Source organism: Pseudomonas sp. Sample_16, assembly GCF_004307665.1.
Taxonomy (GTDB): Bacteria; Pseudomonadota; Gammaproteobacteria; order Pseudomonadales; family Pseudomonadaceae; genus Aquipseudomonas.
Map to the genome: position 1 here is coordinate 1 of NZ_RCOB01000211.1, position 10,507 is coordinate 10,507.

A 10,507-nucleotide genomic window follows, 5' to 3' on the forward strand; every position below is an offset into this window, starting at 1 on the left:
GCTGTTGAAGGGACGCGGAGCGTCCCGGGCTGCGTTCCCACGCGGAGCGTGGGAACGATCCAAAGGTGGCGGGGTGGGTGCGGTCGAGGGTGTGAGATGAACCCAGATCGTTCCCACGCTCTGCGTGGGAATGCCTCAACAGACGCTCTGCGTTCGGCTGTTGAAGGGACGCGGAGCGTCCCGGGCTGCGTTCCCACGCGGAGCGTGGGAATGCTCCATAAAAAATGCCCGCATCTCACGATGCGGGCATTTTCAGGTCAGCTCAACAGCTCAGAAGTCGTACTTCGCCGTGAGTTGGAAATTGCGCGGCTCGCCGTAGAAGGTGGTGCCGAAGTTGCCCAGGCCCGTCAGGTACTTCTTGTCGAAGACGTTGTAGGCGTTGGCGGTGAAGCTCAGGTGTTCGTCGTACTGATAGCGGGTCATCAGGTCCACGAGGGTGTAGCCGCCTTGCTTGAGATTGACGCTGGCGCCTTGACCACTGCCATCCACATTCGGGTTGAAGGTCTGGCCGTAAAACGCACTCTGCCAGCTCACGCCACCGCCGACGGTGACCTGGTCCAGGGCACCAGGCAGACGGTAAGTGGTGAACGTGCGCACGACGTGTTCCGGTTTGGTGGTCGCCAGCGGGAAGCCGAAGATGCGTTGTTCTTCCTTGTCGCGGGAACGGGCGTAGGTGTAACCAGCCGACACGTTCCAGCCTTCGGCCAGTTCACCGGCCATTTCCAGTTCCACACCTTTGGTGGTGGCGCCGTTGGTTGGCTTGTAGACGTCCTGCCCGGTGGCGGTGTCGGTGGTGACGTACTGGGCGACGTTGTCCTGTTCGATGCGGAAGAAGGCCAGGCTGGCGTTCAGCTTGCCTTCGAAGTAGGCCGCTTTCAGGCCGGTTTCATAGCTGTTGCCTTCCACCGGATCCAGGGTCTTGCCGCTGGCGTCCTTGTAGATCTGCGGCTGGTAGATGTTGGTGTAGCTGGCATACACCGAGTAGGTATCGTCGAGGTCATAGACGACGCCGGCGTAGGGCGTGACGACACCGTGTTCCTTATAGCTGGCATGCGTATCGCCCAGACCGGCGCCAGGGTAGTAGGTGTAATCCTCGTTGTACTTGAAGGTGCTGACGCGGCCGCCAAGGATGAACGACAGGTCGTCGGTCGGTCGCAGGCGTGTGGCCAGGTACGCGCCGTTCTGGCTCTGGGTGCGCTCGTACTTGCCGTTTTTCGGGAACTCCGGTTTGGCGATGTGGCCCTTCCAGTCGAAGATATCGCCCGGCACCAGGCCGAACTCACTGCTGTCGTAAGTCGAACCGGTCTGCCGGGAATGGGAGGTCATGAAACCCGCCACCAGTTCATGTTCGCGACCACCCAGGCTGAACGGGCCGGAAACATTGACGTCCGCGGTGTTCTGCACGCGATGACCTTCCCAGCGACCCCAGTAGAAGAACATGCCTTCACCGGTGGCACGATCCGGGTTGCCGCCGCTGGCTGACGCCAGTTGGGTGTCGTGATCCGTGGTCTTCTGATCGAGGGTGACCTTGAGATTCCAGTCGTTGGCCAGCGCTTGTTCCAGGGAGGCGAAGTAAGTGGTGCTGTCGAAATCACGACGGCTCCAGTCAGACCCCGGGTTGAAACTGCGGGAGAAATCGGTACGGCCGCCATCGGTGTAGAACGGTGAGTTACCGGTCCAGGAACTGCCGCGCGGGGTAGCGCTGGATTTGTCGACGCCCAATGTCAGCAGGGTATCGTCGGTCAGGTCGGCTTCGAGGATGCCGTAGTACAGGTCTTTCTTCTGGCTGTAGTGGTCGATGTACGAATCTTTGTCCTGCAGGGCGCCAACGAAGCGACCGCGCACGCTGCCGGAGTCGTTGAGCGAGCCGGAGATGTCGCCTTCGGTGCGGTAGTTGTCCCACGAGCCGACGGTGCCGCTGACCGAAGCCTTGAACTCCTTGGTCGGTTTCTTGCGCACCAGGTTGACGGTGGCGGCAGGGTCGCCGGCGCCGGTCATCAGGCCGGTCGCGCCTTTGATGATTTCGACACGGTCAAGGCTGGCCGAGTCGTCGCTGTTGTTCGGGTTTTCGCCGTAGACACCGTCGTAAGGAATGTTGACGCCATCGTATTGGAAGTTGGTGATGGCAAAGCCACGGGTGGAAAACTCGGTGCGGTCACTGTCGTACTTTTGCATGGTGACGCCAGGCGTATTGCGCAGCACATCACTCACGCTCTTGGAGCCTTGGTCATCCATTTGCTGACGGGTTACCACGGTCACCGATTGCGGCGTTTCGCGAATGGTCAGCGGCAGCTTGGTGGCGGTGGTGGTGGCGCCGGTGGTGTAGGAACCGGTGCCTTCGGTGGTCAGGCCCAGGGCCTGGCCGGAGATGGTGGTCGCGCCCAGTTGCAGGCTCGAAGAGCCGCCAGACATCAGCGTCACACTGTTGCCGTTGATCTGGAACGAGATGCCGGTGCCTTTGAGCAATTCGGCCAGCGCCTCGGAAGGTTCGAGCGAACCGGATACCGCACGGGATTTAAGACCGGCCACCTGGTCCGGGCTGTAGAGAATTTGCAGATTGGTCTGCATGCCCAGTTGAGTCAGCGCGCTGGACAGCGGTTGCACAGGAATACTAACTTTTACAGGTGCAGCATTGGCCATCGAGCTCCCCAGCAAGGTGGCGGTCAGCAGTACGCTGGTCAGCAAGGTTCGATGCAAGGTCGGACGCTGTACGGCCAGCGCGAGAGGTGTGCGGCATGGAAGGGATCGCATTACTGCCTGTGCTCCTGAAAGTGTCGTGCAGAGTTTTTGTTAATGGGAATTATTATTAAGACGGGGCGTGAGTGCGAAACCGGAAAAATAATTTTTTCATTTTTGAAACCTGCACAAAAACCTGTGGGAGCAACTGTCTTCCCCATGCCACTCGTCACCGCTATCGCGGGCAAGCCCGCTCCCACAGGTTCTGCGCAAGGTCTTGAAATGGGTGATCAGGCTGGGGTCAATTCGCTCACGACCCGGCCGCTTTCCATGCGCACCAGTTGGTCGGCGACGTCGAAATAACGGTCATCGTGGGAGATCACGATGATGGTCTTGCCCAGGCGTTTGAGGTCCGGCAGCAGTTCGGTGTAGAAAATCCGGCGAAAGGTCGGGTCCTGGTCCGCCGCCCATTCGTCGAACACCAGAACCGGCCGTTCTTCCAGCCAGGCATTGACCAGCGCCAGACGCTTGCGCTGGCCGGTGGAAAGGTCGGTGGTGGTGAAGTTGCCGTCCTTGACGCTGACCTTGTGCGCGATTTCCAGGCGTTGCAGGTACTTGTTGGCATCTTCCGGGATGTGCGTGTCGCCCTGGACCACGTCGTCGAACAGGTAGTAGTCGGCAAAAATGGTGGTGAACAACTGGCGATAGTCGTCGCGGTTCTGTGCATCGATGGCCTCGCCGTTGACGCGGATCTGCCCCTGTTGCGGGGTGTACAGGCCCAACAGCAACTTGATCAGCGTGGTCTTGCCGCAGCCGTTTTCGCCGACGATGAAAGTGATGTCGCCCTGTTTGATGGTCAGGTTGACCGGACCCAACTGGAACGGTGTGGCACCGTCCACCGACGGGAAGGTGTAGCGCACTTCCGCCAGTTGCAGTTGGTGCACGGCGGGTTTGACGTCGCCCTGATCGCTGAGCAACAGGTGCGGCTCAGGGGTGGAAAACTGTTCGGACAATTGAGCGATGCGGCGAAAGGCAATCTGCGCGCGGCTGACGATCGGCAAGGTACTGATCAGGTGTTCCAGCGGGCCTTTCATGTACAGCAGCACCAGCACGAAGCCGCTCATCACGGTCTTGTCGGCGCTCGGCCAGAAGGTTTGCAGCGCCAGGGCCAGGCCGATGACCACGAAGAACAGCATCGAGCCGAAGGTCTTGGCAATGACGAAAGTATTGATCGAGCGCACTTGGGTGTTGCAGATGAATTCGGCGGTGCCCTTGATGCCCGAAGTGAACATGCGCTGGCGGCGCGGGCGGTGAATCCGCAGTTCCTTGGCACCTTCGGCGATGGCGTTGTAGTGCTTCTGCAACTCGTCTTCGGCATCGCGGGCAGCCATGAAGCCCTGTACGCCTTTGCTCTGGGCATAGGCCTGGATCGCCGTGCCGATCATGATCGCGGCCAGCATGATCAGGAACATCGGCCATGACAGGATTGCCAGGTAGCCCATGCAACCGAGGGTCACGGTGACGGAAATCGCCAGCGGCGCGAAGGCGAAGGCGAAATCACTGATGGTGTCGACGTCGTGGGTCAACACCGGGATCAGTCGATGGCTGCGGTAGCGTTCGATCTGTTCGATCGGTGCCGACAGGACTTTCTCACCCAACTGTTTGCGCAGCTTGGCGATGATGTGCTGGCCGACATAGTTGGTGCCGATGTCGGAGCAGATCGAACTGGCCAGCGCCAACAGACACAGGCCGGCGAACAGCGCCACCACGCCCTGGGTCAGGCCGTCCGAGTGCAATGCGTTGTTGATGGTCGCCAGCAACACCGTGACGCTCAGGCCGCCGACCATGCCCAGGAAAATGGACGCGGCGACGATCAGTCGAAAGGGTTTGAGCAGGGCGAACAATTCGCCGATGGCGCCGCGAGTGGGCTGGGTCATGGAAGACTGTTCCTTGGGTCGTAAGGCAGATACCCAGTAGAACGTCTGGTCGAGGAGTTAATTTAGCGTCGGTCGACTGGTGGTGACCGTCGCTCGAATGAATGAAGGTGACGCGGAGCGTCACGGGATGCATTCCCACGCGGAGCGTGGGAACGATCAATCAACCCTGTGGGAGCCAGCCTGCTGGCGATGGCGGACGGTCAGTCGACATCTCTGCTGACTGACAAGTCGTCATCGCCAGCAGGCTGGCTCCCACAGGGGGAACGTGGTGTGCCTTAGAGCTGGCGCACTACGCGAAAGCCTATCCAGTCCCCGCGTTCCTGTGGGTACTGGCTGTTGCGGTTGCCGGAGCGGGAGAACACCGGCGCTTCACCCCAGTCATTGCCGCGGATGCGCACGGCTTCGCAGTTGGCTTCCAGCCAGGCACTACCGTCGGTGGGGGCGCCGACGTAGTTCGGATGTTCGCAATCCTCGACCCATTCGTAGACGTTGCCATGCATGTCGTACATGCCGAAGGCGTTAGGCGGGTAGCTGCCGACCGGCGAGCTGTAGCTGTAGCCGTCAGCCGGGCCGTAGGTGTTGGCGTGCCTGGCGATGCTGTATTGCTTGCCTTCATCGAACGGGAAGGGGAACGGACCCTTGGTACCGCCGCGTGCCGCGTATTCGCGCTGTGCTTCGCTGACCATGCTGTACTTCTGCCCGGTTTTCTTCGACAGCCAGGCGACGTAGTTTTTAACGTCATCGAAGTTCATGCACACCGCTGGCTGGCGCGGGGTCTGTGGATAACGCGGCTTGCTGGCGATGCACTCGCGACCGGGTCGGGTATCGCCGTTGGCGATGGTCACGCCGCTTTCCTTGACGTAGCTGTCCCACTCGCCTGCGGTGATCTGGAAACGGCTCATGGCGAACGGCCTGGCGAACGTCACGTCATGCATCGGCCCTTCATCGGGCTCGCGGCCGACTTCGTCATCGGGGGTGCCCATGGTGAAGGTGCCGGCGGGCAAAACCACCATTTCCGGGCAATCGCGGCAGTCCTTGAACACCTTGCCCGGTGGCGTTGGTGTGGCGGCGTGGACGGCGGTTGGCAGCATGCCGGCCATAAGAATGGACAGGGCGAGGGCCTTGAGTGGCAGCAGATCACTGTTCATGTGTCATCTCGATAAAAAGGTGAGAGTCGAATCTGTAGGAGCCAGGCTTGCCGGCGAAGGCGATGTGATGGACGCCTTCGCCGGCAAGCCTGGCCCCTACGAAAATCAGGCGTCAGGCGATTTTGTTGAGTAGGGCCATGAAACGGTCGATTTCGCTTTCGCTATTGAGCAGACCCGGGGCAATACGGATCACCGGGCCGACGTCGCGGTCGACCGAGTCGCAGACCACGCGGTTTTGCATCAGTGCGCTGGCGATCTTTTCGCAATCCTGCTGCTTGACCCTGAAAAACGTGAAACCGGCCGACAGCTGCGGACTCTGCGGGGTAACCAGCTCGATCCGCGGCTGTTCCAGCAGCCCCAGCTTGGCGTAGGTGTTGAGTTCATGAATGCGCGCCTGGACGTCGGCCTTGCCCAGGTCCAGGTGCAGTTTGAACGCTTCGTCCGCCGCCCAGCGATGTTCGAAACTGTGATAGCCGCCGGGGGTCATGATGGTTGCGAAATCGGTGGCTTCGCCGAAGGTCGGAATGATCGGCGTGACGTCCCTGACCTCGGCCGAGCGCGCGCAAACGATCCCGGTGCCACGGGGGCCGAACATCCATTTGTGGGTGCCGGCGATAAAGAAATCGCAGTGCATGTCGGGGAAGTCGAGATTTTCGACACCGAAGCCGTGGACGCCGTCGACCACGTACAGCAGGCGGTCCTTTTCTTCGCGCTGGCGGTTCAGTTCTTCGACGAGCTTGCCGATTTCACCGATCGGCAATTTCACGCCGCTGCCCGATTGCACCCAGGTCATGCCCAGCACGCGGGTTTCGGGGCGAATGCCTTTGGCGATCGAGTCGAGCACTTCGTCCACGGAAATGTCGTGGCTGTTTGCGAACAGCTTGAGTTTGCGCACCTTCGTGCCCTGGCGTTGCTGGCGAAATTCCAGGGTGTAGTGGGTCGAGTAATGCTCGTGTTCGCTGACCAGGATTTCCTGGTCCGGGCGCACATGAATACCGCCGTAAATCATCGCCAGGCCTTCGGTGGTGCTGCCGGTCAGTGCGATCTGTTCAGGCGTGGCATTGAGGTAACGGCCAGCCCAGACCCGCACGTTGTGCTCGCGTTTTTCGGTTTCCTGCAGGTCCCAGTCCATGGCGCGGCCGGGGTTGCGGTCGATGTTGGCGCGGTGCATGTCGATGGCGTTGCGCACCGGCGTCGGGTGCGAGGTCACCAGGAAGTTGGCGAAGTGCAAGTAGTCCGGGTCTTGATTGAACAGCTGGCGCAGTTGCGCCCATTTGCCCTTGGCCAGGGGTTGCGATGGCTGCTGTGGATTGCCGGCCAGCGCCGGCAGATTCACGCCGGCAGCCAGCGGCAGGCCGGCGGCGAGAATACCGGCCTGCTTGAGGAATGAACGACGGTTGGTCATGGCTTCGGCTTCGCTTGGCAAATGTGGCATCAGTTTTTGGCGACGGGTCTGGAGGATTTCTCGACCTGATCCCAGACCCGCAGAAAATTGCCGCCCCAGAGCTTGGCGATGTCGGCTTCGCTGTAGCCGCGGCTGATCAGCTCGGCGGTGACGTTGCGCGCCTCGCTGACATCCTTCCAGCCATCGAGACCGCCGCCATCGTTGAAGTCGGAGCTGATGCCCACGTGGTCGATACCGATTTTCTTCACCGCGTAATCAATCGCATCGCCGTAATCCTTGAGCGTGGCCTTCGGTTCTTCGTCGACGATGGCGTAGAGCTGGCTGGCGTATTCGCCAAAGCGTTGCTCGGACCAGACCGTGATGACCGGATCCCCCGGCATCAGCGCCATCTCCAGACCTTGCAGCGGTTGCAGGTCGAAGCGCGCACGCAGGGCGTTGAGCTTGGCCTGCGTGGCCTGGCTCAGCGGGCGGATGTAGGTCGGGAAACCGACAATCTGCACCACGCCCCCGCTGTCCTTGATCAACTGCATTTCGTGGTCGCTGAGGTTACGCGGAATATCCACCAGCCCGCGGGGCGCCGAATGCGAGGCGACCATTGGCGTGCGGCTCAACCGGGCGACTTGTTCCAGGGCTTTGGTCGACATCTGCGACACGTCGATGATCACGCCCAAATCATTGAGACGGTGCACGGCTTGTTTGCCGAGGTCCGAAAGCCCGCCGAGGGCGTCCCGCGAATCATTGAAGAACGGCAATGGCCGCGACGAATCGGCCCAGGCGTTATTGCCCACGTAGCTGAAGCCGAACATGCGCATGCCGCGCGCGGCCCATTTGTCCAGGGCATTGAGGTCGTTGCCCAGCGGGTAGGCGTTGAGCATGCTCATGAAGATCGCGAACTTGCCTTCGCCATGCACGCGACGGAAATCATCGGGGGTGTAGGCGATGGCCACCTGATTGGGGAAGTCACGCACCAGCGTGGTGATGATCTTGTAGCGGGTTTCCTGTTCGAAGCGTGCTTCTTCGATGAAACCGGCGGTGGGGCGATGGGGTGCGTTGGGGCCGTTCCAGATTTCCGGCCAGCCGAAGATGGTCAGCGCGGCTCCGGACAGGCGACCGCGAGCGGTTTTCACCAGGTCGAACTGGCCGCTGCCGTCCTTGTCGGCTTCGTTGCCGGCAGTGCCGAAGTCCATCGGCACGGTGATGTGGCTGTCGAACGAGAGCAGGCGTTCGTGCAATTCATCGGCCTGCTTCATCACTTTGACCGGGTAACCGGGATTGTCCTTGAACCAATAATCCCAAGCCGCGAAGCCGGCACCTGCGCTGATCGCCAGGGCCAATGGCAGGCCGATGTAAAGAGCCTTTTTCGAACGTGGTTTTGTCATTGCCGTCTCAGTCAGGTTCGCCGCGGGGGGCTTTGCTATCTGGGAGGAACGAGTGGGCAGCTGAAGAATTTAGGTGATTGCACTGGCCTCATCGCTGGCAAGCCAGCTCCCACAATGGACGGTGGTGTTCACATAATCCCATCCAAACTCGATACCTGTGGGAGCTGGCTTGCCAGCGATGCTTTTAAATTTCGCAGGGCAACAAACGTTCTAGCTTGGATAAAGCCTGCTCCATGGCTGACACAGGTAGGGCAATGACGATTTCTCGACGATGGTTCATGGCGGGCCTGGCGCTGACCGGCGCTGCCGTGCCTGCGGCTTTTTATGGGCATCGCCAATGGACGAAACCGGACCCGACAATCACGCCGGGTGAAGCTTCATTCGATGTCGCGGATGTCGCCGGCCAGCGCTTGGCGGACACCCTGCGCGGAGTCTGGCAGATTCGTTTCGAAGGCCGTGACGCAGGTCTTGAAGGTTTGCCGCGCGAAGGGCTGGAAGTGTTTCTCGACATCGGTCACAAGGGCCGTGGCCTGATCGGTTTTCTCGACACCGCCGCACGATTGCGCTCCAGCGAACAACCCCGCTACCGGGTGCTCGGTGATCTGGCCAGTGCCAAACCGGCGCAGTTGAGCTGGCGACTGGTGAGCGCGACGGGAAGCTGCGATTACGAATTCAGCATGGCGCTCGATGAGGTCTGGGCCGGGTTCGGCAATGCCGGCAGCGGCTCACTCAGTGGTCGCGTGCTGGATCTGGATCGACCCTTGATGCTGACGGCGCAGGACAACCGTTTTGTTGCCGTGAAAAAAGTCTTCCCCGAAGCCCGGGAGCGCACCGGTTTGAACCCGCCGCTATTGGCGTGGCTGACGTCCCAGGAGCATCGCCTGTTTCACCAGCTCTGGCATGCGTCCCGGGACAAGTGGCATACCTTGCCCGAAGACAAGCGCAATGCCTTGCGCGGTATTGGCTGGCAACCCGGCCCGCGGGACCAGGAGCGAGATGCCCGTGGCAAACGCAAGGATCGCAACGGCTCGGGCGTGGATTTTTTCTTCATGCACCGGCACATGCTCGGCACCGCACGTTCGATGCAGGATTTGCCATCGTGGACGCATTTTCCGCTGCCGCAGCCCGAACTGGCCCGGGACCGCATCGGCTTCGCCAACTATTTCGACAATCACGACGGCACCGCACTGCCGCCGACCTGGCTGGCCGAGGACGATGACGAGTACTCGCAGTGGGTCAGCGATATCAAGACTGCCGAGACCTACCACAGCAATTTCCAGGTTTGGGAATCGCAGTACCGCGATCCGCGTTATCTGTCGAAGTTGACGCTGGGGCAGTTCGGCTCGGAGGTGGAGTTGGGTCTGCACGACTGGCTGCACATGCGCTGGGCCTCGGTGCCGCGTGACCCGTCCAACGGTCAGCCGGTGCCGTTCGCCCGGGATCCGGCGGACTTCTCGGCGCGTTGGTATGCGCCGGAAAACGATTTTCTCGGTGATCCGTTTTCCTCTCACGTGAATCCGGTGTTCTGGCATTTCCATGGCTGGATCGATGATCGCCTGGAAGACTGGTTCCGCGCCCATGAGCGCTTTCATCCGGGGCAGGTCAGCCGGCTTGAGGTCAACGGCGTGCCGTGGTTCGCACCGGGGCGCTGGGTCGAGATCGCCGACCCGTGGCTCGGTCCGCAAACCCATGGTTGCAGCACCACGCCCGGCTTGCAGGCGGGCAAGTCAGTGGAAATGGACCCGGAAACCATGAAGCTGGCGCTGCGGATTACCTTTGGCGAGGATGAAAAGAAACTCGAAGACCTGTTTCGCAAAGTGCCGCAACGACCTTGGTATGCGCGGCATTTAAAGGCCAAACAAAGTCAGGCCTGAGCACCGCAGTGATCGTTCCCACGCTCCGCGTGGGAATGCAGCCCGGGACGCTCTGCGTCCCATCCAGAGCCGAACGCGGAGCGTCCGT

General features: G+C 60.9%; 6 protein-coding genes. 1 reads left to right on the forward strand and 5 read right to left on the reverse strand.

Translation table 11 applies throughout. From position 1 onward, the window contains the following. Positions 1-270: 270 nt before the first annotated feature. The 5 genes from D8U69_RS27720 to pvdM all read right to left on the reverse strand — a co-directional run bounded on the left by D8U69_RS27720 (position 271) and on the right by pvdM (position 8,545). Positions 271-2,751, reverse strand: coding sequence for a TonB-dependent siderophore receptor (locus D8U69_RS27720; protein ID WP_130908563.1), 2,481 nt, complete (start codon positions 2,749-2,751; stop codon positions 271-273). Positions 2,752-2,966: 215 nt separating this feature from the next. Beyond that, positions 2,967-4,613 carry a cyclic peptide export ABC transporter gene (locus D8U69_RS27725; RefSeq protein WP_130904175.1) on the reverse strand — a complete coding sequence of 549 codons (1,647 nt, stop codon included), beginning with the start codon at positions 4,611-4,613 and terminating at the stop codon, positions 2,967-2,969. Between the two features lie 275 nt (positions 4,614-4,888). Beyond that, positions 4,889-5,761 (reverse strand): formylglycine-generating enzyme family protein, encoded by an 873-nt coding sequence (locus D8U69_RS27730; protein ID WP_130908564.1) that lies wholly within the window; start codon positions 5,759-5,761, stop codon positions 4,889-4,891. A gap of 112 nt (positions 5,762-5,873) precedes the next feature. Next, positions 5,874-7,166 (reverse strand): aminotransferase class V-fold PLP-dependent enzyme, encoded by a 1,293-nt coding sequence (locus D8U69_RS27735; RefSeq protein WP_177434603.1) that lies wholly within the window; start codon positions 7,164-7,166, stop codon positions 5,874-5,876. Between the two features lie 29 nt (positions 7,167-7,195). Next, entirely contained in the window at positions 7,196-8,545 is a 1,350-nt protein-coding gene (pvdM, locus tag D8U69_RS27740) for a pyoverdine-tailoring dipeptidase-like protein PvdM (protein WP_130908566.1), read from the reverse strand. 254 nt (positions 8,546-8,799) lie between these two features. Here pvdM and D8U69_RS27745 point away from each other — a divergent pair, with 254 nt between their 5' ends. Next, positions 8,800-10,419, forward strand: a complete 1,620-nt coding sequence (locus tag D8U69_RS27745; RefSeq protein ID WP_130908567.1) for a PvdJ/PvdD/PvdP-like protein — start codon at positions 8,800-8,802, stop codon at positions 10,417-10,419. Positions 10,420-10,507 lie beyond the last annotated feature (88 nt).

Excerpts from the sequence above, each read along its gene's own strand:
- D8U69_RS27720 (WP_130908563.1), bottom strand. The coding sequence starts at position 2,751 with ATGCGATCCCTTCCATGCCGCACACCTCTCGCGCTGGCCGTACAGCGT.
- D8U69_RS27725 (WP_130904175.1), bottom strand. The coding sequence starts at position 4,613 with ATGACCCAGCCCACTCGCGGCGCCATCGGCGAATTGTTCGCCCTGCTC.
- D8U69_RS27730 (WP_130908564.1), bottom strand. The coding sequence starts at position 5,761 with ATGAACAGTGATCTGCTGCCACTCAAGGCCCTCGCCCTGTCCATTCTT.
- D8U69_RS27735 (WP_177434603.1), bottom strand. The coding sequence starts at position 7,166 with ATGACCAACCGTCGTTCATTCCTCAAGCAGGCCGGTATTCTCGCCGCC.
- pvdM (WP_130908566.1), bottom strand. The coding sequence starts at position 8,545 with ATGACAAAACCACGTTCGAAAAAGGCTCTTTACATCGGCCTGCCATTG.
- D8U69_RS27745 (WP_130908567.1), top strand. The coding sequence starts at position 8,800 with ATGACGATTTCTCGACGATGGTTCATGGCGGGCCTGGCGCTGACCGGC.